This window comes from Marinobacter sp. THAF197a, assembly GCF_009363275.1.
In the GTDB taxonomy this organism is placed as follows: domain Bacteria; phylum Pseudomonadota; class Gammaproteobacteria; order Pseudomonadales; family Oleiphilaceae; genus Marinobacter.
The window spans coordinates 2,486,586-2,510,769 of the sequence record NZ_CP045324.1; the positions used below are offsets into that span (position 1 = coordinate 2,486,586).

A 24,184-nucleotide genomic window follows, 5' to 3' on the forward strand; every position below is an offset into this window, starting at 1 on the left:
ATGAATGCCATTACGACCTCTATCCGTCGCAGTGCCATCGGCCTCGGGCTGTTTGCCGTGATTACGGGTGGCACCATTGCCCTGACCCAGGGCATCACCAAAGACCGCATCCAGGAACAGGCCGAGCGGGCCGAAGCACGTGCCCTGTTTGAGATTATTCCCGAACACCAGCACGACAACGATATGCTGCGCGATGTCATCACCCTGCCCGCCAACGCTCGCCAACCGGGTAGTGAACCGGTCAGGGCCTGGGTCGCCAGACGCGACGGCCAGCCAATCGGCATGATTCTGCCGGCGGTTGCGCCAGATGGCTATGCTGGTGAAATCCGGCTGTTGGTGGGGATTGATCTGGACGGCCGCATACTGGGCGTGCGGGTCACCAACCATCGGGAGACCCCAGGGCTGGGGGACCGTATTGAAACCCGAAAATCCGACTGGGTGTACAGTTTTGACGGCCGCTCGCTGGGCAATCCGCCTGCCGACCAGTGGAACGTAAAAAAGAACGGTGGAGTGTTTGACCAGTTCACCGGTGCCACCATCACCCCCAGGGCGGTGGTCAAAGCCGTACAGCATTCGCTGGTCTACTTCCGCCAGAACCGGGATATTATCCGGGAGCGGCTGAACGAACCACCCGCGCCCAGAAACCGAACCCTGACTCCGGAAGCCATTGCCGGTGAATCCACTCCTGCGGAGCATTCCTGATCATGGCCACTAAATCATCCGCTGAAATCATCAGAGACGGCCTGTGGACCAATAACCCTGCCCTGGTTCAGGTGCTCGGCTTGTGCCCACTGCTGGCCGTAACCAGCACCGTGGTGAATGCCATTGGCCTCGGAATCGCCACGCTGATGGTACTGATTGGCTCCAACCTGTCGGTCTCCATCATCCGTAACTTCGTCAACGAATCCGTCCGCCTTCCAGCGTTTGTGATGATCATCGCGTCGTTTGTAACCTGTGCCGAACTGCTGATGCAGGCCTTCACCTACGAGCTTTACCAGATTCTTGGCATTTTCATTCCCCTGATCGTGACCAACTGCGCCATCCTCGGCCGTGCCGATGCCTTTGCCTCCAAGAACCCGCCACTACCGGCCCTGCTGGACGGCGCGATGATGGGTCTGGGCTTTTTGGCGGTGCTGGTGGTACTGGGTGGAATGCGGGAACTCGTAGGCCAGGGCACACTGTTTGCTGACATGCACTTGTTGTTGGGGCCCATGGCAAGCGATTGGGTGGTCCGCCCCTTTGAACACTACCCGGACATGCTGTTTATGGTACTGCCGCCGGGGGCTTTCGTTGGCCTCGGCCTGCTGATTGCACTCAAGAACGGCATTGATCACCAGATCAAAGAGCGCCGGAAGGCGGCAGAGCCCGCAAGCACCAGCGCAGGCAGCAAACGGGTACGGGTAACCGGCACCATTTCCTGAACAACGAATTTTGAGCCACCATGAACAAACAGAAGCGAATTGAGATTTTCACCCGGCTACGGGACGAAAACCCCAATCCCACGACAGAGCTGAACTACAGCACACCGTTTGAGCTGCTGATTGCCGTGATTCTGTCTGCTCAGGCAACGGACGTAGGGGTGAACAAGGCCACCGATAAACTGTATCCCGTCGCCAACACACCTGAGGCCATCTACGCCTTGGGCGTGGACGGCCTGAAGGACTACATAAAAACCATCGGCCTGTTTAACAGTAAGGCCGAGAACGTTATAAAAACCTGCAAGATTCTGATTGAGCAGCACAACAGTCAGGTACCGGACAACCGTGAGGCCCTGGAAGCCCTGCCCGGCGTTGGCCGTAAAACCGCCAATGTAGTGCTCAATACGGCGTTCCGACAGCCTGCGATGGCGGTTGATACCCATATTTTCCGGGTTTCCAACCGCACCGGTATTGCGCCGGGCAAAAACGTGGTCGAAGTTGAGAAACGACTGATGCGGCTGGTACCTAAAGAATTTCTGATGGATGCCCACCATTGGCTGATTCTGCATGGCCGATACACCTGTACCGCCCGCAAGCCCAAGTGCGGGGCCTGCCTGATTGAAGATCTTTGCGAATTCAAGCAGAAACGGGACTACCAGTAATCCAGCATTAAAAAAGCCGGCAAATGCCGGCTTTTTCGTAGGCAAACAGATTGCTTCAGCGTTTGCCCAGCATCTTCTCTTTCAGGTCTTTCTGAGCCGGCTTGTCAGACAGCCAGATACCAAACAAGGCTTTCTTGAACTCCAGGTCGCCCACGGTGTCGCGCTGTTCACCGTTTTTAAGCACCTGAACGCCCTGCTCCGGCACATAGACCAGATCAAAGACATCGCCTTCTTTGATCTCTTCCTGGAACACCGCCATGAACTGGTCCACTTCAGCCTGAATACCAGACAGGTCACCACCGGTGGACGCGTGGAATCCCTCCATAGTGGCTTCTGTCATCCGCTCGCTGGTGATCATGCCAGAGGTGATATGCAGGGTAATGGCCTGGGGTTCATCGGCATCAATAACAGCTTCAGCATCGGCCACTTTCTCCGGGACATAAAGGCCACCAACGTACAGATTCATAAACCACTTGGAGCGCGTGCCTGCGCCGTTAAGCTGCAACTCCTGGCCCATGGCAGAATAGGTGTCCGGCACATCGACACCGCCAACATTCAGGGCATAAGCCGGTGCAGCCAAAGCGCCTGTCAGCAGCAGAGATGCGCAACCTGTGATAAGCGTCTTCTTCATAGTCCTTTCCTTTCGATCATTATTATTGAATGTTTCATTCGTCCCCGGATTCGACACCCTATTCCCGCCGGGAGACGACATTCTAACAATGAAAATTAGAGGCCTATCGCCACCTGGTTCTCAATTGCTGCCACATTTAACAAAAAAGCCAGCCATGTTGCCATGGCTGGCTTTTTCCTCCTCCCTGGCCCCGGGCTATTTAAACAGCAAGCTACCAGACAAACCTTCTTTCTCCAGAATTTCCCTGAGACGCCGTAACGCCTCAACCTGGATCTGGCGCACTCGCTCACGGGTCAACCCGATTTCCTGGCCCACCTCCTCCAGGGTACTGATGGGGTAACCACGCAACCCAAACCGGCGGGAAAGCACTTCCTGCTGTTTGTCGCTCAGCTGGTCAATCCACTTTTCCAGGCAGGAACACATGTTGTTGTCCTGCAGCAGATCCGCCGGGTCCAGAGCGCCTTCGTCGGCCACCGTATCCAACAGCGATTTGTCGCTGCCCGCGCCAATCGGCGTGTCCATGGAGGCCACGCGCTCATTCAGGCCGAGCATGCGCTTCACATCCGCCACCGGCTTGTCCACCATGCGGGCTATTTCCTCGGCGGTGGGCTCGTGGTCCAGCTTCTGGGTCAACTCCCGGGCTGCCCGAAGATACAGGTTCAGCTCCTTGACCACGTGAATGGGCAGGCGGATGGTGCGGGTCTGATTCATGATCGCCCGCTCTATGGTCTGGCGAATCCACCAGGTGGCGTAGGTTGAAAACCGGAAGCCCCTCTCCGGATCGAACTTTTCAACAGCCCGGATCAGCCCGAGGTTACCCTCTTCAATCAGGTCCAGCAGGGTGAGACCGCGATTCACGTAGCGCCGGGCGATCTTCACAACCAGTCTCAGGTTGCTTTCAATCATGCGTTTACGGCCAGACTCTTCGCCTTTGCGGGCCAGCCGCGCGAAGTAGACTTCTTCCTCGGGAGTGAGCAGTGGTGAGAAACCGATTTCATTGAGGTACAGCTGCGTGGCATCGAGCTGCTTCTGACTGGTGAAATATTTTCCCTGGGTGGGAAAGTCGTCTTCCGCTTCTGCCATCGCGTCGTCTGCTGATGGCTTTTCAGGTTTGTCTTCCGCTAACAGATGATCGTCTGCGTCATCCAGATCTGCAACACGATCGATAATGATGTCTTCTTGCTCTGCTGACATGGTGTACCCCGCCTCTCAATAATCCTGTTTCGCCCGATACTTCTTGTTATTGCGGGCTGGTTCCGGTTGTGGTTTTCTTCAGGACATTAGCTTGTTGGCTGGCAATCACAGTTGCCGTTTTTATTTTTTACTTTGCGGTTTTCTGTCAGGCCTTACTGGCAATCACCTCAGAAACATCCAGCTTTCTGATCAATCAACGTCTTGGCAGGTATCTGGCCGGGTCAACCGGGTTGCCGTTCTTGCGAATCTCGAAATGCAACATCGGTTTGTCTGTACCAGAACTGCCCAGTTCCGCGATTACCTGTCCGGCTTTTACCTCCTCCCCTTCCTGCACCAAAATCTTCCGGTTGTGGGCGTATGCACTCAGGTAGTGCTCGTTATGATTGACGATAATCAGGTTTCCGTAACCCAGCAACCCATTACCGGCATACACCACACTTCCACTTGCCGCCGCCTTCACAGCATCACCGGGATTCCCGGCAATATCAATACCTTTATTGACTTTTCCTGACTCTGAGAAGTTTGCAATAACGGTGCCAGAGTGCGGCCAATTCCAGCGGATATCAGAAGCTACCTGACTACTCGTGCGTGTCTGGGGCGCTGGAGCCGCTGCTCTGGCAGCAGGTTTGGACGCCGTGGGCGCCGGTGCCCTGGTGCTGGGTCTGGGAGCAGGCGCAGATTGTCTGGGCGGAGGAGATGCCTGGGCGGTCTGGCGAATGGTGCCCTTCTTGTCGAGCCGGAGCACCTGCCCGGCTCTGATGTTCCAGGGTGGCGCCAGACCGTTGGCATCACCCAATTCCCGATAGTCCCGGCCATAACGCCAGGCAATGCCGTATAGCGTTTCCCCGGGTTTCACAACATGACTACCCCAATACACAGGGGGGTTGTAGAGGTCGTCGCCATAGATCGCGTTGGTGTTGCAGCCGGATAAGCCAAGCATTGCCAACAGCAGCAGGACAGCAGATACCGCAACGGGCAGGCCAGTGCGCCGCCGGCAGAACGCTTCCGTAGCAGGCGGGAGCCTGGTCGGAAAAACAGCTTGAATGTGCCGGCTAAAGAGAATCACGTAATAACAAACGCCTGATTATGATAAATCTATCTAAGAAACTGATCACTTTCGATGCAATTTCTCATGTTTCAGGACTAACTTACTAATATATTGCACATTTTATAATCAATTCCAAGTTACTCTGCGCACAGGTTTGTTACCGTCCGGAACGACATTTTGTGCGTCAGGTAACACTTTTATCGGTCAGGGCGCGACATTCTGGTGCCGTCGGGCCGATATCCTCCCAAACCATTCCAACGCAAGCACAACGACCAAACCCGCAATAGCCATGGTGATAGCCATCATTATCTGCGGGTCCTGGCCATACAGGCTGGCCCAGGTTTCCGGGCCTACCGGAGACTGGCTCACGGCGACTTGTTCACCAGCACTATTGGTGCGCCAACTCAGGGTTTTCTGCCATGGCCATACCTTGCTCAGTGCCCCCACCATAAAGCCCGTCAATAGCGCTAATACGGTGTCGTGAAAATGCCGGAACGCCAGGGTGATTATCCGGGCAACAGACAGAAGCCCAATCAGGCATCCTGCAGCAAACAATCCCAGATGGGCCAGCTCAACGGATTTTATCGCGGCCAGAACCGGCGCATACATCCCGATAATCAACAACAGAAAACTGCCAGAAACGCCGGGCAGGATCATCGCACAGATAGCCAGCGCCCCCGCCCCCAGGAACGCAATGCCCGTTGGTGCCAGCTCACTGGCGGGTAAGGTGGTTACCCACCAGGCAAACACGATGCCGCACGCAAGCGGAATCAGCAATACCGGCGCTACCCGGCGAACCTGCTGCCCCACGTGCCAGACAGAGGCAACAATCAAGCCGAAAAAGAAGCTCCAGATTAACACCGGGTGGGTATCCAGAAGCCAGGTGATCAGCGAGGCCAGGCTAACAATACTGGTCAACACACCGGCCAGCAGGCACACCAGGAAGGTACCATCCACCGAGCGCCAGAAGCCGGCCACATCCCCTTTCAGCAGGTTGCGGACAAAGGCCACCGGTGTGGCGCTAATGGCTTCCAGCAGGCGAAAATAGATGCCGGTTATGAATGCAATGGTCCCGCCAGACACCCCCGGCACGATATCCGCTGCCCCCATAGCCATGCCCCGCAGGAAAACCGCTGCAGGATGATGTTCACGGCTCGTTTCGCTATTGGTGGTAGGCTGCATCAGCGAACAACCCCACCCAGCAAGGGTACAAAATGAACCGGTTCCAGCTCGCGCCGCTCGAAACGGTCACCACGGCGGATGATCTCCACCAGAACCTGCTGGTGTTCGCCAACCGGGGCGATCAGCACACCACCGTCGGCCAACTGATCGAGCAATTCCTGCGGCACATCCACCGGCGCAGCGGTCACGATAATGCCGTCAAAAGGCCCCCGCTCGGGCCAACCCATACCACCATCTGCATGCTTGAGCATGACATTACGAATATTGAGCTGCCGCAGCCGGTCCCGGGCCCGCTCCTGCAACGGGCGTATGCGTTCAACACTGTAGATGTCATCGAACAACTGCGACAACACCGTGGTCTGATACCCGGAACCGGTGCCCAACTCCAGCACTCGGGCCGGCTGATGCGCCAGAAGCAACTCCGTCATGCGAGCAACGATGTAGGGCTGGGAGAGGGTCTGGCCATAGCCGATGGGTAGTGAGGTATCCTCGTAGGCGCGGTGGGCAAGGGCTTCGTCCAGAAAGATGTGTCGGGGTACCTGACCAATCACCTCCAGTACCCGATCTGATTCAATGCCAGCTTCCCGCAACCGCTGCACCAGTCGCAGGCGGGTGCGCCTGGATGTCATACCGATCCCTTCAAGTTGAGCGATCACGATGTCGCCCTCCTGGCACCTTCCAGCCCGTCTACCCAGTCCTGCAGCCCAGGCAAGGCTTCGTAACGGGTCATATCAATGTGCACGGGGGTAATGGAAACGTAACCCTCACGTATCGCGTGGAAGTCTGTGCCTGGCCCGGCATCGCCACCCTGGCCCGCGGCACCAATCCAGTAGCGCTGCTTGCCTCGAGGGCAAGTCATCGGAACAGCGCCTTCCGCTCGCTCCCGGTGGCCCAGGCGAGTAACCTGGATACCGGAGATTTCGTGCCAGGGCAGATCCGGAACGTTCACATTGAGGATAGAGCGAGGCCCCAAAGCCAGGGCTCGCTTGTCTTCCAGCAGCAACCGAACCACCCTTGCGGCGGTGTCGTAATGGAAATGGCCGTCGTTAACCAGCGACACAGCGATCGCGGGCAGACCAAGGTGACGCCCTTCGGTGGCTGCGGCCACGGTTCCGGAGTAGATAATGTCATCGCCCAGGTTGGCATGGGTGTTGATACCAGACACCACCCGGTCGAATGGCTGATCGAACAGACCGTTCACCGCCAGATGCACGCAATCGGTGGGCGTACCATCAACCGAGTGAAACCCGTTAGGGTGCTCTTCCACCGTCAGCGGACGGTTCAGCGTCAACGCATTACTGGCTCCGCTGTGATCACGGTCCGGTGCCACTACCTCCAGCACACCAAGGCCCCCAAGGCCTTCAAACAGGGCCACAAGACCCGGCGAATGCACGCCATCATCATTGGACAACAAAATACGCACAGTGTTCTCCGCTAGCTTTCTTGCTTATTATCACGGCTGAGGCTCATGTCCTGCAGCTCAAAAATATCTCCCAGCACCGTGGTGGCATACTGCCCCGGTGGCAGGAAAAACTGTAACCGCAGTGCATTGTCATCCAGCCACTGCCAGCTCAAATGCTCAGGCCGGGTTACCAGCCCCCGACGTTCCGGTTTCATTCGGGTACTGAGAAACAGCCGCTCGAACTCCGGGTGTTCCGCAACCACGGCCCGCTCAAGCTCGGCCAGCTCTCCGGTTGCCAGAGTGCCACCATCGCCCCACAACGGTCCGGTGGGACGGTCATCCTCAGAAGGCTCACCGGGCATGCCATTAAACCAAGTGCCTGCTTCAACCCGAGCAGCCAGAACTTCGTTGAACAGCCAGGAACGTGCCGCCGAAAAGTACAATACGTTTTTCGAACCACTTCCGCCACCGCCACGGCGGCCGCCTTTCTTCCGGTTCAAGCGGGAAGGATCAAGATTCACCGCCCGCTCCAGATTGCCGCCGCCAATACCAAACCGCTGCGGCCCGAAATAGTTCGGGGCTCCCCGCTCGCCCAGCAACGTCAGCGCCTGCTCCAACTCCGCTTTATTGCCGCTTACCTGCCTTAACACCAGATCAAACTGGTTACCCAGATGCTCGCCCCGGCGAAGCTTGCGGGCATGACGGCCACTCGCCAGCACCGCCCACCGGGCACCTATGGTTTGCAGCAGCGCGGCATCCTCGGCCTCCCGGCCCGGGCAGTAGAGGCTGAACCATTGCACCGTAACCGCATGGCGATCCTTCAGGCCACAAAAGCCCACCTCAAATGCCTTACAACCCGCCATGGCGGCCAACTCGCGAGCAACAAACTCGGTATTGTCGCCGGATTTCTCAAGACGCACACACAAGTGCTCACCGGCTCCTCCATGCACAGAACCCGGCACTTCGGAATCAGGCCAGAGTTTCTCTGTAACGCGAAAATCCTCTGGCACCGACTTCAGCTGCGCCTTGCCCGGGCGCTTGCCTGAAGAAGTGGGCCACTCAAGGCGCCAGCTGGGCGAACCGCTCTCCTGACTCACATGGCCACCGGTTCAAGCAAACACACTGCCTGGCAGGCAATGCCCTCACCGCGCCCGGTAAAGCCAAGCTTCTCCGTGGTGGTGGCTTTCACACTCACCCGATTCACCGGCACCCCCAGGTCCTCGGCAATATTCAGGCGCATGGCCTCCACATGAGGTGCCATCTTCGGCGCCTGGGCAATAATCGTGGTGTCGACATTCACCACCGCAAAGCCCTCTTCCAATACCCGCTGCATCACCCGCCGCAGCAGATCCCGGCTATCAGCCCCGGCCCACTCGTCGCTGGTATCCGGAAAAAAATGTCCGATATCCCCCAGCGCCACCGCACCAAGCAGTGCATCCGCCAGCGCATGCAACAACACATCGCCATCCGAATGGGCTTTCAGGCCATAACTATGGGGAATCTCAACGCCACCCAGAATGACAGAACTGCCCTCACCAAAGGCATGGACATCAAAGCCCTGACCAATGCGCATCATCGTCTCCGAGAAAAACAGAAATAAGCAATAGGCGGGAAAACCCTACAGCCGACCCAGAATAAACTCGGCCAGCGCAAGGTCAGACGGCACCGTAATCTTCAAGTTATCCGGCCGCCCTTCCACCAGAACAGGCATCTTACCGGAAAACTCCATCGTAGAGGACTCATCGGTAACCGGCTGGTTATTTTCGAGACAAGACTCCAGGGCCGCCCTGAGCGCACCAAACCGAAACATCTGCGGCGTCAACGCCCGCCACAACCGACTCCGATCCACCGTCTGCGCCACCTCTGGCGGAGCGCCGTCATCCGCCAGCTTCAAGGTATCCGACACCGGCGCCGCCAGCAGCCCGCCAACCGGGTGCTCAGAAACGGTATCAATCAGATTGGAAAGATCATCGGCATGCAAACAAGGCCGCGCCGCATCGTGCACCAGCACCCAATCCGACTCATCCGCCTGCTCCGCCAGCGCATGCAACGCCGAAAGCACCGAATCCGCCCGCTCCTTGCCCCCGGTACAACTCTGGATACGATCATCCTGAGACGACTCACTATCCGGCCACCAGTGATCTGCCGGATTCAACGGCACCATACAACCCTTGAACGGCGCGTTATCCAACAAACGGGAAAGCGTGATATCGAGGATAAAACGGTTATTGATCTTGAGGTACTGCTTGGGACATTCAGCTTTCATGCGCTGGCCGATGCCAGCGGCAGGAACAACAAGCCAAAGTTGAGGTTTCATAATCAGAATGCCCGCACTATGTCAGGAGAGCGCCGGGGAGTGTCTCTCCGGGAATTTCGAAGGCCATGGATGGCCTGAGAGAAGCGCACATGGATGTGCTCGTAGCGGTTCCCGGAGAGACACTCCCCGGTGCTCGGAACACCCAAAGTCGAAATCAGTTCTCGACCACGAGAAAAAACGTCTCGTCTTCACGAATAAGCCCGAGATTCATGCGGGCACGTTCCTCCACGGCTCCCTGCTCATTACGAAGATTCCGCACCTCCGCATAAAGCCGGTCATTACGCCCCGCCAACCCGGCATTCTCAGCCCGCTGCTCAGCAATCGCCTTCTCCAACGACCAAACCTGCGCAAAGCTACCCTCCCCGACCCACAGGCGAACCTGCAGCAGGAGAATCAGCACTACCAGAATGGCCCAAAGCGTTTTCATGCCCAATTAGCTCAGAAAATAACCAGATTTATCGAAAGAGTCGAAGGTCAAGTATAGACCTTATAGTAGATTAGCAACAAATTCTTGTAAGTCACTGTACAAAAAGGCCATCGTGTCCGAATTTTCATCCGGAACGCGATGGCCTTAACATTTTGTTACTTACCAGCGAGCGCTGGCAGGTTCAAAAATGCCGCGGGTCTTAACCCTGACCCTTGATCTCGCTCAGGCCGCGATACGGTGCCTTACCTTCCAGCGCCTCTTCAATACGCAGCAGCTGGTTGTACTTGGCAACCCGGTCTGAGCGGCACAGAGAGCCGGTCTTGATCTGGCCAGCACAGGTAGCAACCGCCAGGTCAGCGATGGTGGTGTCTTCGGTTTCACCGGAACGGTGAGAGATCACCGCCGTGTAACCGGCATCCTGAGCCATCTTGATGGCATCCAGAGTCTCGGACAGGCTACCAATCTGGTTGAACTTGATCAGAATGGAATTGCCCACACCCTTCTCGATACCCTGCTTCAGGATCTTGGTATTGGTTACAAACAGATCATCACCCACCAGCTGCACCTTGCTGCCCAGCTTGTCGGTCAGTACCTTCCAGCCGTCCCAGTCGCTTTCGTCCATACCGTCTTCGATGGACACAATCGGATAACGCTCGCACAGGCCGGCCAGGTAATCGGCGAAGCCTTCGGAATCAAAGCTCTTGCCTTCGCCGGACAGCTGATACTGACCGTCTTTGTAGAACTCGGAGGAGGCACAGTCCAGAGCCAGAGTTACGTCTTTGCCCAGCTCATAGCCAGCGTCTTCCACGGCTTGCTTGATCGCAGCCAGGGCCGCTTCGTTGGACGGCAGGTTCGGCGCAAAACCACCTTCATCACCTACGGCGGTGTTCAGGCCCTGAGATTTCAAAACTTTCTTCAAGCTGTGGAAGATCTCGGCGCCAACACGCAGGGCTTCAGCAAAGCTCTTCACCGCAACCGGCTGCACCATGAACTCCTGGATGTCCACGTTGTTATCCGCGTGCTCACCACCGTTCAGAATGTTCATCATCGGTACCGGCATGGAGAATTCGCCGGAGGTGCCGTTGACGTCGGCAATGTGCTCATACAAAGGCTTGCCCAGAGAAGTCGCAGCGGCCTTCGCGGCAGCCAGGGAAACCGCCAGGATGGCGTTGGCGCCCAGGTTTGCCTTGTTCTCGGTGCCGTCCAGGTCAATCATAATCTGGTCCAGGCTGCGCTGGTCGGCAGAGTCCTTGCCAACCAGAGCTTCACGAATCTGGCCGTTGATGGCCTCAACCGCTTTGCGAACACCTTTACCCAGGTAACGGGACTTGTCCCCGTCACGCAGTTCCAGCGCTTCGCGCGAACCGGTAGAAGCACCGGAGGGCGCACAGGCACGACCCAGTGTGCCGTCCTCAAGAATCACATCCGCCTCTACTGTCGGGTTACCGCGCGAGTCCAAAACTTCACGAGCTTTGATGTTGGCAATCTTGGTCATGCGAAAATTTCTCCAGATTTTCTGTATCTAAACGGTTCAAGTTGTAAGTTCAGCCTAGAGCAGGTGGGGGATGGCTTTCCGAAACTGTGCGGAGCCATGGATGGCGGAGCCCAAGCGTCACATGGATGTGCCGAAGGAGCGTGTTTCGGAAAGCCATCCCCCACCTGCTCGTACTCCCGAACAGGACAAAAACGAACACCGCCAATCAGGCGGTGTCGATAGGTGTAAAACTTTTTACCAGGTCATCTACAGCTTTCACCCGCTGCAGGAACGGCTCCAGCTGGCTCAGGCGCAATGCACAAGGACCGTCGCATTTGGCGTGATCCGGGTCTGGGTGCGCTTCCAGGAACAGGCCGGCCAGCCCCTGAGACATCCCCGCCAGTGCCAGGTCAGTTACCTGGGCCCTGCGACCGCCCGCAGAATCCGCACGTCCGCCAGGCATCTGCAGCGAGTGGGTCACATCGAACATCACCGGTACCTTCATCGATTTCATGATGCCGAAGCCCAGCATGTCCACCACCAGGTTATTGTAGCCGAAGCTACTGCCGCGCTCGCACAGGATAACCTTGTCGTTGCCGGCCTCTTCACACTTGGTGATGATGTGCTTCATTTCCTGGGGCGCCAGGAACTGGGCTTTCTTGATGTTGATGACCGCGCCGGTTTTGGCCATGGCCACGACCAGATCGGTCTGGCGGCTCAGGAATGCAGGCAGCTGGATGATATCGCAGACTTCTGCCGCCGGCGCTGCCTGTTCCGGTTCGTGCACATCAGAAATGATCGGCACGCCAAACTTGCTTTTGATGTCCGCCAGGATCTGCAGCCCCTTCTCGAGGCCAGGGCCCCGGAAGGAGTTGATAGACGAGCGGTTGGCTTTGTCGAAGGAGGCTTTGAAAACATACGGAATGCCCAGGCGACCACAGACATCCACGTACTTTTCAGCAACCTCAAAGGCAAGCTCCCGGGATTCAAGCACGTTCATACCGCCAAACAGTACAAACGGGTTGTTGTTGGCAACCTCAATGCCCGAGACGTTTACCTTGCTCTGCGCCATGCTCAGGATCCCTTCTTGTTGGCCAGTGCCGCCTCAACAAAGCCCTTGAACAGCGGGTGGCCGTCGCGGGGTGTTGAGGTGAATTCCGGGTGGAACTGACAGGCCACGAACCAAGGATGTTCCGGCGCTTCCACGACTTCCACCAGCTTGCCATCTGCGGAACGGCCAGAGATTTGCAGGCCGGCTTCCTCAAGGCTGGGCAGGAAGTGGTTGTTGACTTCATAGCGGTGGCGATGCCGCTCGCGAATGGTCTTCTTGCCGTAGCAGGCGGCAATGGTGGAACCGTCTGTCAGAATGCAGTCCTGGGCGCCCAGGCGCATGGTACCACCAAGGTCAGAGGCTTCGGTGCGCGCTTCGGTAGCGCCACTGGCGTCCAGCCATTCGGTGATCAAACCAACCACCGGCTCCGGCGTGTGCTCGCGGAACTCGGTACTGTGGGCGTCTTTCAGGCCAGCCACATTGCGGGCGTATTCGATAACGGCCACTTGCATACCCAGACAGATGCCCAAGTACGGAACCTTGTTTTCACGGGCGTACTGAACGGTGCGAATCTTGCCTTCCACGCCCCGCTCACCAAAACCACCCGGCACCAGGATGGCATCGGCAGATTCCAGCACGGAGGTGCCGTCACGCTCGATGTCTTCGGAGTCAATGTAGTTGATATTGACCTTGGTGCGGGTCTTGATGCCGGCGTGCAGCAGGGATTCAATCAGCGACTTGTACGCGTCCAGCAGCTCCATGTACTTGCCGACCATGGCAATGGTGACTTCCTGCTGAGGATTCATCAACGATTCCACAACGGCATCCCACTCGCCCAGATCTGCTTCACGGGCATCCAGGCCGAAGCGCTCGATTACCAGCTGGTCCAGGCCATATTCGTGCAACATGCGCGGAATGGCATAGATGGACTTGGCGTCCTGCATCGGTATAACCGCCCGCTCTTCCACGTTGGTGAACAAGGCAATCTTGCGACGAGAGCTGGCATCCACTTCATGCTCGGAGCGGCACAGCAGGATATCCGGCTGCAGGCCGATGGAGCGCATTTCTTTTACGGAATGCTGGGTCGGCTTGGTTTTGATCTCGCCGGCGGTCGCGATGTAGGGCACCAGGGTCAGGTGCATGAAAAGCGCGCGCTGCGATCCTACTTCCACCTTCAGCTGACGGCAGGCCTCCAGGAACGGCAGGGATTCGATATCCCCGACCGTGCCGCCCACTTCAATCAGGGCCACGTCGGAGCCGGCTGCGCCTTCCACCACACGGCGTTTGATTTCGTCGGTAATGTGCGGGATCACCTGCACGGTGCCGCCAAGATAATCACCACGACGCTCTTTACGGATAACTTCCTCGTACACCCGGCCGGTGGTGAAGTTATTGCGCTTGCTCATGGGGGTACGAATAAAGCGCTCGTAGTGGCCCAGGTCGAGGTCGGTTTCCGCGCCGTCTTCGGTGACAAAAACCTCACCGTGCTGGAACGGGCTCATGGTGCCGGGGTCCACGTTGATGTACGGGTCCAGCTTGAGAATAGTGACCTTCAGGCCGCGTGCCTCGAGGATGGCTGCCAATGAGGCAGACGCAATACCTTTGCCTAATGAGGACACGACACCGCCGGTGACGAAAATATAACGCGTCATGCAGATTCCGTGATTATCTGGTTCGGTGAAGGAGGGAGATTGTTCATCTCAAGATGGGTCGCCAGACTACCAGAAAGCCCCCCTGTACTCAATCACAATCCCTCTCCACAATCAGCCGCCAGCCGGTGGCAGGGGCGCTTCCCGAGTATTGTTCAGAACACCACAAATCGCCAACGGCAATCAGCTCACTGCCACCGGGTGTTTCGTGGTAAACCAGCGGCAGTAAAGCCCTCTCCCAGGGCGGCACTCCTTGCTCCTGCAACCAGGTTTTCAATGATCGAGAGTGCCCGGCCTCCTCAAAGCGAAGCCTTTCGCCGCCCTGCCTCGTAGATACCCGTATTGGCGGGGGCGCTGCTTCCGGTGTAATGGCTGTTGGCGCGAGCCGCAGTGTCCAGGGACCCCAGCGCAACGGGCGGCCGGGTTCAAGGCCAGCGGAGTGCGCTGGCACTTCCACGTTTGGCACCAGGTACAGGTAGCCCCGATATCGCCGCAAACTGAAACCATCACCACGAATCTCCGGCGTCCGGTCTTCGCCGGCCTGAATCAACTCCGCCAGCGACTGGTCCCAATCTGCCAGGGCAGGCATTCTCCAACCCTGCTTGTGAATCCACCACCGAACCAGGTTTTTCTGCTCCAACGGGCTCAGCACCTGAACCGACGCCAGCCGGAGCTGGCCCGCATCGGAACACGCCTGCCACTGCAATTCCGCCAACCGATGACTGAGCGAATCGCTTTCGGCGCAGGCCCTGGCACTGTGCTCCACACGTTTCAGCAGGCCTGGCCAGCGCTCCTTGAGCCCCGGCAGCACAGCGTGGCGCAGGTAATTGCGATCAAATGCCAGGCTGGTATTGCTGGGATCTTCCACCCAGGAGAGACCGACATCCCGGGCAACCTGCTCCAGCCGGTCTCGGCTTACCGCCAGCCAGGGTCGAAACAGGGCTCCCTGGCCAAGGGGGCGGCTCTCGGGCATGCCCGCCAGCCCCGTTACACCGGTTCCCCGGAGCAAACGAAACAACACCGTTTCGACCTGATCGTCTGCGTGGTGGGCCATCAACAACAGGTCGCCCGCACCAAGCACCCGCCGAAACACGTCATATCGGGCCATCCTGGCCGCTTCCTCCAGACCACCAGAGCCGGACTCGCCCACTGTAACGTCCACACGCTCAACCAGGAGGGGAACCGCCAACCGCTCACAGAGCGACCGGCAGAACTGCTCAGTCTGCGAGTGATTAGGCTGCAGTTGGTGATTAATGTGCAGAGCAGAGACATTGCGGTGGCAGGCTGCCGCCACATGCAATAACAAAACGGAGTCCAGGCCACCACTGAGGGCGACCAGGATGCGGGAGCTGTCAGGAAGTGCGCTGACCGGTCCGAGAAGATCCTCGGGCCAGCCAGATTCCCGGGCGGTGTTACCGCCCGCTTTCATATTTGGTTAAGCGCTCGTACCGGCGAGACACCAGCTCGTCCAACGGCAACCGGCTCAGTTCCGCGACACCCTTGGCCAGCCTGGCCTTCAGGGTTTCCGCCATTTTCTCCGGGTTGCGGTGAGCACCGCCCAGGGGCTCTTCAATCACGTTGTCAGCAACTCCCAACTCCTTCAGGCGCTGAGCGGTAACACCCATGGCTTCAGCGGCCTGAGCCGCGTACTCGGCGCTTTTCCAGAGGATAGAGGCACAGCCTTCCGGCGAAATAACCGCATAAGTGGAGTACTGCAGCATATTCAACTGATCGCACACACCAATGGCCAGGGCACCACCGGAACCGCCCTCACCGATCACCGTAGAAATAATCGGTGTTTTCAGTCGGGACATGACAGCCAGGTTAAAGGCAATGGCCTCACTCTGGCCGCGCTCTTCGGCGCCGATTCCGGGATAGGCGCCCGGCGTGTCGATAAAGGTGAGGATCGGCATCTTGAAGCGCTCGGCCATTTCCATCAGGCGCAGGGCCTTGCGGTAACCCTCCGGGCGCGGCATGCCGAAGTTGCGCTTGACCTTGTCACGCACTTCGCGGCCTTTCTGATGGCCGATCACCATTACCGGCTTGTTGTCCAGCCGGGCGGTGCCGCCAACAATGGATAAATCGTCGGCGTAGCGGCGATCGCCGTGCAGCTCGTCGAAATCTTCGAAAATCAGATCAATGTAATCCTGGGTGTAGGGCCGGCGCGGGTGCCGGGCCAAACGGGCGACATCCCAGGACTGCAAATCAGAAAATATGCTTTCTGTCAGACTGACACTCTTCTTCTTCAACCGACTGATTTCATCGGTGATATTGATGTCGGTGTCGTTGCCCACCATGCGAAGCTCTTCAATCTTGGCTTCCAGGTCGGCGATCGGCTGTTCGAAATCAAGGTAATTAGGGTTCATGATGTTCCATCATTTGATTGCCAGGCAGGTTTCACCCCACCAAAACCAGAATTTGGGACAAAGATAGCAGTGCAACCGGCACAGCTAAAGCGGACATTGGTATTAATCATAGACCAGTTCCACGGACTTCTCGCCTACCAGGTGCCTGAGCTCGAACAACAGGTTGTCATCCGGCTGTACTCGCCAGGACTCACCCAGCTCAATACGGGTTCTGGCCTCGGCACTGCTGTATTCAATCCACACCGGGCTGCCTTCGTTGCGGAACGGGCGCAGGGTATCGTCCAGTTTGTCCAGCAGCCCGTTCTGCAGCTGTTCCGCATGCAGGGCCAACCTGATGCCACGGCTGAACTGCTGCCGGGCGGTAGCCACGTCCATCACTGAGCTGACGCGCATTTTCATTTGCCCGGAGTAGTCATCGTGGCTGACCTGCCCCTCCACAACGATCACCTGATCTGATTGCAGGAGCTCCCGGTTCTCGAAAAACGCCTCGGAGAACAGGGTAGCTTCGATGCGAGCGCTACGGTCATCCAGGGTAATAAAGCACATGGTGGACCCGGTGCGGGTTTTCATGGTGCGCTGGGCAACCACCAGGCCAGCCACCCGCTGGGGTGACTTGTTGGGCTTCAGATCCGCGATGGAGTTACGGACAAAACGCCGGACTTCCCGCTCGTATTCATCAAACGGATGACCCGTAAGATAGATACCCAGGGTATCCTTCTCGCCCTTTAGGCGTTCTTTTTCAGGCCATTCCCGCACGTGGGCCACATCGGCGTAGGGGTCTTCACCCTCACCGCTGCTCTCCAGCATTTCGCCAAACATATCCATCATGCCGGCGGCATCGTTTCGGGATTGCTGGTCTGCCTGCTGCACGGCCTTGTCGATACTGGCCATCAGCTGCGCCCGCCCGGCACCCAGTTTGTCCATGGCCCCGGCCCGGATCAGCGCCTCCATGGCGCGCTTGTTGACCTTCTTCAGATCAATCCGGCGGCAGAAATCGAAAATATCCTGGAATGGGCCGTCTTTGGCGGCCTCCACGATGCTATCAATCGGGCCCTCGCCCAACCCTTTGATGGCGCCTAGACCATAAACAATCTGCCCGTCGTCATTGACGGTAAAGGTGTACGCGGAACGGCTGACGTCCGGCACCAGCAGGTCCAGCTTCATGTTCCGGCACTCTTCCACCAGCGTGACCACCTTATCGGTGTTCTGCATATCGGCGGTGAGTACCGCGGCCATGAATTCGGCCGGGTAGTGGGCCTTGAGCCACAAGGTCTGATACGACACCAGAGCATAGGCGGCGGAGTGGGATTTGTTGAAACCGTAGCCGGCGAACTTCTCCACCAGATCGAAGATGTTCTCCGCAAGGGTTTCATCGATGCCATTATTGGCACAACCCTCCAGGAAGAATGCCTTCTGCTTGGCCATCTCTTCCGGCTTTTTCTTACCCATGGCCCGGCGCAGCATGTCGGCGTTGCCGAGGGTGTAACCCGCCATTACCTGGGCAATCTGCATGACCTGCTCCTGGTAGAGGATAACCCCGTAAGTGGGCTCCAATACCGGCTTCAGGCCTTCATACTGGTAATCCGGATGCGGGTACGACAACGGCTGCCGACCATGCTTACGGTCGATAAAGTCGTCTACCATGCCCGACTGCAGCGGCCCGGGACGGAACAGGGCCACCAGGGCGATCATGTCTTCCAGGGAATCCGGCTGCAGGCGGCGGATCAGGTCTTTCATGCCGCGGGATTCGAGCTGGAAAACGGCAGTGGTTTCCGCCTTTTTGAGCAACTCGAAGGAGCGCTTGTCGTCCAGCGGGATGGTGGCAATGTCCAGTTCTGATTGACCCTGCGCCTGCCGGCGCGGGTTAATCATGTGCAATGCCCACTTGATGATGGTCAGGGTGCGTAGCCCCAGGAAGTCGAACTTCACCAGGCCCGCGTCTTCCACATCGCCTTTGTCAAACTGGGTGACCAGGCTGCCGCCTTCGTCGTCACAGTACAGGGGCGAGAAATCGGTAATCTTGGTAGGCGCAATCACCACGCCACCGGCGTGCTTGCCAGCGTTACGGCATACGCCCTCAAGCTTGAGGGCCATCTCCCAGATTTCCTGGGCTTCTTCGTCCTGCTCCAGGAACTCCTTGAGCTGTGGCTCCTGCTCGATGGCCTTGTTGAGGGTCATGCCCACTTCAAATGGAATCAGCTTGGACAGCTTGTCGGCCAGACCGTAGGACTTGCCCTGTACCCGCGCCACATCCCGCACCACCGCCTTGGCCGCCATGGTACCGAAGGTAATGATCTGTGAAACCGCTTCCCGGCCGTATTTCTCAGCCGTGTATTCAATCACCCGGTCCCGGCCTTCCATGCAGAAATCGACGTCAAAGTCGGGCATGGACACCCGTTCCGGGTTCAGGAACCGCTCGAACAGCAGGTCGTACTCCAGTGGGTCCAGGTCGGTAATCAGCAGCGCGTAGGCCACCAGGGAACCGGCACCGGAACCCCGGCCGGGCCCTACCGGTACACCGTTGTTCTTGGCCCACTTGATAAAGTCCATAACGATCAGGAAGTAGCCGGGGAAGCCCATCTGAATGATGATGTCCAGCTCGAACTTCAGGCGCTTGTAATACTCTTCCCGCTTCTGGTCATACTCCGGATCATCCTTGCTCAGGATGGTTTCCAGGCGCATCTCCAGACCTTCCTCGGACACATGCCGGAAGTACTCGTCCATGGTCATGCCATCGGGAATCGGGTAGTTCGGCAGGAAGTATTCGCCCATGCGGACCTTCACCGAACAGCGGCGGGCAATCTCGACCGTGTTTTCAACGGCTTCGGGGATGTCCGAAAACAGTTCGATCATCTCTTCCGCGCTGCGAAGATACTGCTGGTCGCTGAATCGCCGGTCCCGACGGGGGTCATCCAGTGTTCGGCTCTCACCGATACAGACCCTGGCCTCGTGGGCTTCGAAATCGTCCGCCGTCAGGAAGTGCACATCGTTGGTGGCAACCACCGGCAGGCCCAATTCAGCGGCCAGCTCGACGCTCAGGTGCAGACAATCCTCATCACCTGCCCGCTCGGTACGCTGCAGCTCCAGGTAGTAGCTGCCCGGATACAAATTCTTCCAGTATTGAGCCCGCTCCCGGGCCAGTTCCGGCTTGCCCGCCAGCAGGGCCTTGCCCACATCGCCCATTTTGGCGCCGGAAAGCGCAATCAGACCCGCCGCGCGGGCTTCCAGCCAGGCTTTCCGGATAATCGGCTTGCCATAGCGCTGGCCCTCGGTGTAGCCCAGGGAAATGATTTCGGTAAGGTGCAGATAGCCTTTCTCATCCCGCGCCAGCAAGGTGAGCCGGAACGGGTTTTCCGGCTCGTCCGGGTTTTCCAGCCAGAGATCGGCACCGATAATCGGCTTCACCCCGGCACCCATGGCCGCCTTGTAAAAGCGCACCAGCGAGCACATATTGGATTGTTCGGTGAGCCCCACGGCCGGCATGCCCAACTCGGCCACACGGCTGATCAGTGGCTTGACCCGCACCAGGCCATCCACCATGGAGTATTCGGAGTGTACGCGAAGATGTACGAACGTTTGTGCCATGGTCAGCTACCGATCAGTTGCATCAGATCTTCTTCGGTTTGGGGACCAAAGCGTGTTTCTATCAGTTTGCCCGCTGGGTCCACCACGAAGGTGGCGGGCAATGCCATCGGCATCTTCCAGCCAAAGTCGGGGCCCGGATCCTGGCCCAGCATGGTGAATTCGATGCCCATTCTCTGGCCCAGGTCCACCAGCGCGGCGCCTTCAACGCCGTCAAAATTGACGCCCAGCACCGAAATTCTCGGTGACTTGTCGAGGTGATTCAATTCCGGAATCTCCTCCAGGCAGGGCTTGCACCATTCGGCCCAGTAGTTCACCAGCACCCACTGGCCACGGTAACTGTCCCAGTCCACCGCCACACCATCGGCACGTTGCAACTCCGTTCTCTCGCAACCCGCCAGGGCCAGCACCATAATAACGGCTGGAATCAGCAGCAAGTGCCTGGGCCATTCAGAAACCTTGGGACGGGGAACGGACGGGTGCCGAGGGTACTGCAAGGTAAATCCTCCTGTTAGACTACGGCCCTCGTTAAAGACCGTACTCATCACTATTAACCGGGCATGACCATGACAGAACCAACCCGCATTTTCCATAACCCACGGTGTTCAAAATCACGCCAGACCCTTGAGCTGCTCCAGCAAAAGGGTATCGAGCCGGAGATTATACGCTACCTCGAGACACCACCGACAGAGCAGGAACTGTTACACATTCTTGATCTACTGGGTTGTGAACCGCGCCAGCTCATGCGCACCAAGGAATCCGAGTACAGAGAACTTGGCCTGAACGCCCCGGAACTGACCCGGGAAGAACTGGTCAAGGCCATGGTAAATACCCCGAAACTGATCGAACGCCCTATCGTTCTGGCCAATGGAAAGGCAGCCCTCGGGCGTCCGCCAGAGAAGGTACTGGATATTCTTTGAGCCACCCCCTGGAGCAGACATGAGCAACGCTACACCGTACCTTCTTGTGCTTTACTATAGCCGCAACGGCCAGACCGCCGAGATGGCCAACCAGATTGGCCGCGGCGTCGCCCGGGCGGAGGGCATCGAGGCGAAAATCCGCACGGTTCCACCAGTGTCACCAGACACCAACGCCAGCCTGCCACCGGTGCCGGACAGCGGCGCCCCTTACGCCACCCGTGAAGATCTCGCAAACTGCGCCGGGCTGGCCCTGGGCAGCCCTACCCGGTTTGGCAATATGGCGGCCCCGCTCAAACACTTTCTCGATGGTACCGGCGATTTATGGCTTAACGGCAAGCTGGTTGGTAAACCTGCGGGCGCCTTCACCTCTACCGGCAGCCTGCATGGCGGCCAGGAAACCACCTTGCTGACCATGATGATGCCATTGCTGCACCACGGCATGGTACTGTGCGGATTGCCTTACTCCGAAAGTGCCCTGAATGAGACCTCGACCGGCGGCACACCCTACGGCCCCACCCACTGGGCAGGCACCGGGGCACAGCAAGCGCTGAGTGACCATGAAAAGACCCTGTGCCAAGCCTTTGGTGAGCGCATCGCCCGGCTGGCGCTCAAACTGGCCAGTTGACGACTAACTGCTCCTGATTTCTCAACCATCCGGAACCATCTATGATCAAGAATGAAAAAGCAAAAACCACGGCCCGCCTGACCATTGCCCTGTACCTTGCGGTCTTGGCTACCTTGCTGGTGACCACCTTCTACCCGGCGCCGGTAGAAGGCGTGTCCATTCCCCTGATGCTGACCGTCAAACTGCTGCCGCTGCTGGCGTTTGCAGTACCGGTATTCCGGGGGCACAATCGCGGGTACATCTGGATGGCCTTCGTGGTGATTTTTTATTTCACACAGGCCGTGGTCTCCGCCTGGCTGAGCGAAGGAGCCCCAGGCCCGATGATTCTCACAGTGCTTACATTCCTACTGTTCACCGTCGCCATGGTTCACCTGAAAGTAAACCGGCCGGTTGCCAACTGAGTGCCCACAACACCCGGAGAGCACAACGATGGCTGATCAAGCGCCCCCCATGCCAGCACCACCACATCGGCACACCCTCACCCTGCGAGACATCTGCTCTGCCCTGGTGGAAAGTGGCGAAATCAGCCAGCAGGATGCTGAGAAGGTGCTCACGGCCAACCTGGGGGCCGCTACCCAGGACGGACGAACTTCTCCGCGGCACCCCCTGGAACTGGTTGCCATTGCCAGCATTACCAGCCTCAGGGATGGCCGAACCCTGGATCTTGATCGACTGACCAGCTGGCTGGCCCGATGGGCAGGCCAGGATTACTACCACATAGACCCGCTCAAGATCGACACGCCGGCCATCGCCCGGGTGATGTCCTACGCCTTTGCCCAGCGCCACGGCATTCTGGCGGTAGAGATACGCCAGGATGAAGTGCTGATTGCCAGCACAGAACCATTCAAAACCGAATGGGAAAGCAACCTTCGGCAGGCCATTCGCAAGGACATTCGCCGTGTCGTTGCCAACCCGGAAGACATCCGGCGCTACACTGTGGAGTTCTACCAGCTCGCCAATTCCGTGAGCAAGGCCAGCGGCAGCCAGGCCCCGGGTGCCGCCAGCAATCAGAATTTCGAACAACTGCTGGACATAGGTTCCAACGAAAATCCGGATGCCAATGACCAGCACGTGGTCAAGATTGTCGACTGGCTGTTGCAGTATGCCTTTGACCAGCGCGCCTCAGACATTCACATCGAACCGCGCCGGGCGGTCACTCAGGTGCGTTTTCGTATTGATGGCGTGTTGCATAACGTCTATGAGTTTCCGGAACATGTCGGGGTGGCGGTCACCAGCCGTCTGAAAATTCTCGGGCGCCTGAATGTGGCCGAGAAGCGCCGGCCCCAGGACGGCCGAATCAAAACCCGGAAACCCGATAACAGCGAGGTGGAGTTGCGTCTGGCCACCATGCCCACCGCCTTTGGCGAGAAGATGGTGATGCGGATTTTTGATCCGGAGGTGCTGCTGAAATCCTTCGAGCAGCTGGGCTTCAGTAAAGAAGACCGGGAGCGCTGGCAGGCCATGACCGCCCGCCCACATGGCATTGTACTGGTGACCGGCCCTACCGGTTCCGGCAAGACCACCACCCTGTACTCCACCCTCAAACAGCTGGCGTCGCCGGAACTGAACATCTGCACCATTGAAGACCCCATTGAGATGGTGGAGCCAGCGTTCAACCAGATGCAGGTGCAGACCAACATCGACCTGACGTTCGCCCACGGCGTTCGGGCCCTGTTACGGCAAGACCCCGACATCATCATGATTGGTGAAATCCGCGATCTGGAAACCGCCGAGATGGCCGTGCAGGCGGCTTTGACCGGCCACCTGGTGCTCTCCACCCTGCACACCAACGACGCCCCGAGTGCCATTACCCGACTGATGGAACTGGGCATCCCGCCCTACCTGATCCGGGCCACGGTGCTGGGGGTGATGGCCCAGCGCCTGGCCCGCACCCTGTGCCCCCACTGCAAGGCCCCGGGTGAGGCCGACGAGCAGGCCTGGCAAACACTGACTCGCCCCTGGAAAGCGCCGGTTCCCCGCCAGTTTTATCATCCGGTGGGTTGCCTCGAATGCCGCAATACCGGCTATATGGGCCGCGCCGGGGTCTATGAAATCATGACGCTTTCCGACCACCTGACTCGCCAGATCAATGATCGCTGCGAGCTCGAGCAGTTAAGGCTGGATGCCTACAAAGAAGGCATGAAATCCCTGCGGCTCAGTGGTGCACAGAAAGTGGCCTCCGGCCAGACCACCGTTGAGGAAATCCTGCGGGTGACCCCGGAAAGCCAGCGCTGAA

Annotated in this window: 24 protein-coding genes; 7 read left to right on the plus strand and 17 right to left on the minus strand. The window is 58.1% G+C overall.

The genetic code is table 11. The features are described 5' to 3' along the window. Genes rsxG through nth form a run of 3 tightly spaced genes read left to right on the plus strand, consistent with a single transcriptional unit; the run spans window position 1 to window position 2,080 of the window. Complete coding sequence (gene rsxG / locus FIV08_RS11560; RefSeq protein WP_152438406.1) at window positions 1-702, plus strand: electron transport complex subunit RsxG; 702 nt, start codon at window positions 1-3, stop codon at window positions 700-702. Window positions 703-704: 2 nt separating this feature from the next. Further along, a complete protein-coding gene (locus FIV08_RS11565) occupies window positions 705-1,421 on the plus strand; it encodes an electron transport complex subunit E (RefSeq protein WP_152438407.1) in 717 nt (238 codons plus the stop codon). Window positions 1,422-1,441: 20 nt separating this feature from the next. Then, the gene (gene nth, locus FIV08_RS11570; RefSeq protein ID WP_072677028.1) at window positions 1,442-2,080 is read left to right on the plus strand and encodes an endonuclease III; all 639 of its coding nucleotides are present in this window, start codon (window positions 1,442-1,444) and stop codon (window positions 2,078-2,080) included. A gap of 55 nt (window positions 2,081-2,135) precedes the next feature. On the opposite strand, the gene FIV08_RS11575 is transcribed toward nth, so the two are convergent. From FIV08_RS11575 to FIV08_RS11655, 17 genes are all read right to left on the minus strand, one after another. Next, window positions 2,136-2,711 carry a chalcone isomerase family protein gene (locus FIV08_RS11575; protein WP_152438408.1) on the minus strand — a complete coding sequence of 192 codons (576 nt, stop codon included), beginning with the start codon at window positions 2,709-2,711 and terminating at the stop codon, window positions 2,136-2,138. 195 nt (window positions 2,712-2,906) lie between these two features. Further along, a complete protein-coding gene (rpoS, locus tag FIV08_RS11580) occupies window positions 2,907-3,905 on the minus strand; it encodes an RNA polymerase sigma factor RpoS (RefSeq protein WP_106693692.1) in 999 nt (332 codons plus the stop codon). A gap of 193 nt (window positions 3,906-4,098) precedes the next feature. Further along, window positions 4,099-4,845, minus strand: coding sequence for a peptidoglycan DD-metalloendopeptidase family protein (locus FIV08_RS11585; protein WP_152438409.1), 747 nt, complete (start codon window positions 4,843-4,845; stop codon window positions 4,099-4,101). Between the two features lie 312 nt (window positions 4,846-5,157). Then, on the minus strand, window positions 5,158-6,135 hold the full coding sequence (locus tag FIV08_RS11590; RefSeq protein ID WP_152438410.1) for a DUF368 domain-containing protein: 978 nt from the start codon (window positions 6,133-6,135) through the stop codon (window positions 5,158-5,160). Then, window positions 6,135-6,791, minus strand: a complete 657-nt coding sequence (locus FIV08_RS11595; protein WP_138435507.1) for a protein-L-isoaspartate(D-aspartate) O-methyltransferase — start codon at window positions 6,789-6,791, stop codon at window positions 6,135-6,137. The genes FIV08_RS11590 and FIV08_RS11595 overlap by 1 nt, the downstream gene beginning before the upstream one ends. Further along, window positions 6,788-7,558, minus strand: a complete 771-nt coding sequence (gene surE, locus FIV08_RS11600) for a 5'/3'-nucleotidase SurE (RefSeq protein WP_152438411.1) — start codon at window positions 7,556-7,558, stop codon at window positions 6,788-6,790. Before surE ends, FIV08_RS11595 begins: the two co-directional genes overlap by 4 nt. A gap of 11 nt (window positions 7,559-7,569) precedes the next feature. After that, complete coding sequence (gene truD, locus FIV08_RS11605) at window positions 7,570-8,634, minus strand: tRNA pseudouridine(13) synthase TruD (protein WP_152438412.1); 1,065 nt, start codon at window positions 8,632-8,634, stop codon at window positions 7,570-7,572. Continuing rightward, a complete protein-coding gene (gene ispF / locus FIV08_RS11610; RefSeq protein ID WP_152439650.1) occupies window positions 8,631-9,110 on the minus strand; it encodes a 2-C-methyl-D-erythritol 2,4-cyclodiphosphate synthase in 480 nt (159 codons plus the stop codon). The genes truD and ispF overlap by 4 nt, the downstream gene beginning before the upstream one ends. Before the next feature lie 45 nt (window positions 9,111-9,155). After that, window positions 9,156-9,854 carry a 2-C-methyl-D-erythritol 4-phosphate cytidylyltransferase gene (gene ispD, locus FIV08_RS11615; RefSeq protein WP_152438413.1) on the minus strand — a complete coding sequence of 233 codons (699 nt, stop codon included), beginning with the start codon at window positions 9,852-9,854 and terminating at the stop codon, window positions 9,156-9,158. A 154-nt stretch (window positions 9,855-10,008) separates the two neighbouring features. Next, on the minus strand, window positions 10,009-10,281 hold the full coding sequence (locus tag FIV08_RS11620; RefSeq protein WP_022990067.1) for a septum formation initiator family protein: 273 nt from the start codon (window positions 10,279-10,281) through the stop codon (window positions 10,009-10,011). A gap of 199 nt (window positions 10,282-10,480) precedes the next feature. Next, window positions 10,481-11,776, minus strand: a complete 1,296-nt coding sequence (gene eno, locus FIV08_RS11625; RefSeq protein WP_152438414.1) for a phosphopyruvate hydratase — start codon at window positions 11,774-11,776, stop codon at window positions 10,481-10,483. A 205-nt stretch (window positions 11,777-11,981) separates the two neighbouring features. Further along, on the minus strand, window positions 11,982-12,827 hold the full coding sequence (gene kdsA / locus FIV08_RS11630) for a 3-deoxy-8-phosphooctulonate synthase (RefSeq protein WP_152438415.1): 846 nt from the start codon (window positions 12,825-12,827) through the stop codon (window positions 11,982-11,984). A gap of 2 nt (window positions 12,828-12,829) precedes the next feature. Further along, a complete protein-coding gene (locus tag FIV08_RS11635; protein WP_152438416.1) occupies window positions 12,830-14,458 on the minus strand; it encodes a CTP synthase in 1,629 nt (542 codons plus the stop codon). A gap of 88 nt (window positions 14,459-14,546) precedes the next feature. Beyond that, entirely contained in the window at window positions 14,547-15,884 is a 1,338-nt protein-coding gene (tilS, locus tag FIV08_RS11640; RefSeq protein ID WP_152438417.1) for a tRNA lysidine(34) synthetase TilS, read from the minus strand. Continuing rightward, window positions 15,868-16,821: an acetyl-CoA carboxylase carboxyl transferase subunit alpha gene (gene accA, locus FIV08_RS11645; RefSeq protein WP_061332660.1), complete on the minus strand. Its 954-nt coding sequence runs from the start codon at window positions 16,819-16,821 to the stop codon at window positions 15,868-15,870. The genes tilS and accA overlap by 17 nt, the downstream gene beginning before the upstream one ends. A gap of 102 nt (window positions 16,822-16,923) precedes the next feature. Further along, entirely contained in the window at window positions 16,924-20,406 is a 3,483-nt protein-coding gene (dnaE, locus tag FIV08_RS11650) for a DNA polymerase III subunit alpha (protein ID WP_072677018.1), read from the minus strand. Window positions 20,407-20,408: 2 nt separating this feature from the next. Beyond that, window positions 20,409-20,900: a TlpA family protein disulfide reductase gene (locus FIV08_RS11655; RefSeq protein WP_228715411.1), complete on the minus strand. Its 492-nt coding sequence runs from the start codon at window positions 20,898-20,900 to the stop codon at window positions 20,409-20,411. A gap of 69 nt (window positions 20,901-20,969) precedes the next feature. On the opposite strand from FIV08_RS11655, the gene arsC reads away from it, so the two are divergent. From arsC to FIV08_RS11675, 4 genes are read left to right on the plus strand one after another with little or no spacing between them, the layout of a single operon-like run. Next, window positions 20,970-21,323: an arsenate reductase (glutaredoxin) gene (gene arsC / locus FIV08_RS11660; RefSeq protein ID WP_072677017.1), complete on the plus strand. Its 354-nt coding sequence runs from the start codon at window positions 20,970-20,972 to the stop codon at window positions 21,321-21,323. A gap of 19 nt (window positions 21,324-21,342) precedes the next feature. Then, window positions 21,343-21,948, plus strand: a complete 606-nt coding sequence (wrbA, locus tag FIV08_RS11665) for an NAD(P)H:quinone oxidoreductase (protein WP_152438419.1) — start codon at window positions 21,343-21,345, stop codon at window positions 21,946-21,948. Window positions 21,949-21,989: 41 nt separating this feature from the next. Further along, complete coding sequence (locus FIV08_RS11670; RefSeq protein ID WP_152438420.1) at window positions 21,990-22,349, plus strand: DUF2069 domain-containing protein; 360 nt, start codon at window positions 21,990-21,992, stop codon at window positions 22,347-22,349. Between the two features lie 28 nt (window positions 22,350-22,377). Continuing rightward, window positions 22,378-24,183: a GspE/PulE family protein gene (locus tag FIV08_RS11675; protein WP_152438421.1), complete on the plus strand. Its 1,806-nt coding sequence runs from the start codon at window positions 22,378-22,380 to the stop codon at window positions 24,181-24,183. Window position 24,184 lies beyond the last annotated feature (1 nt).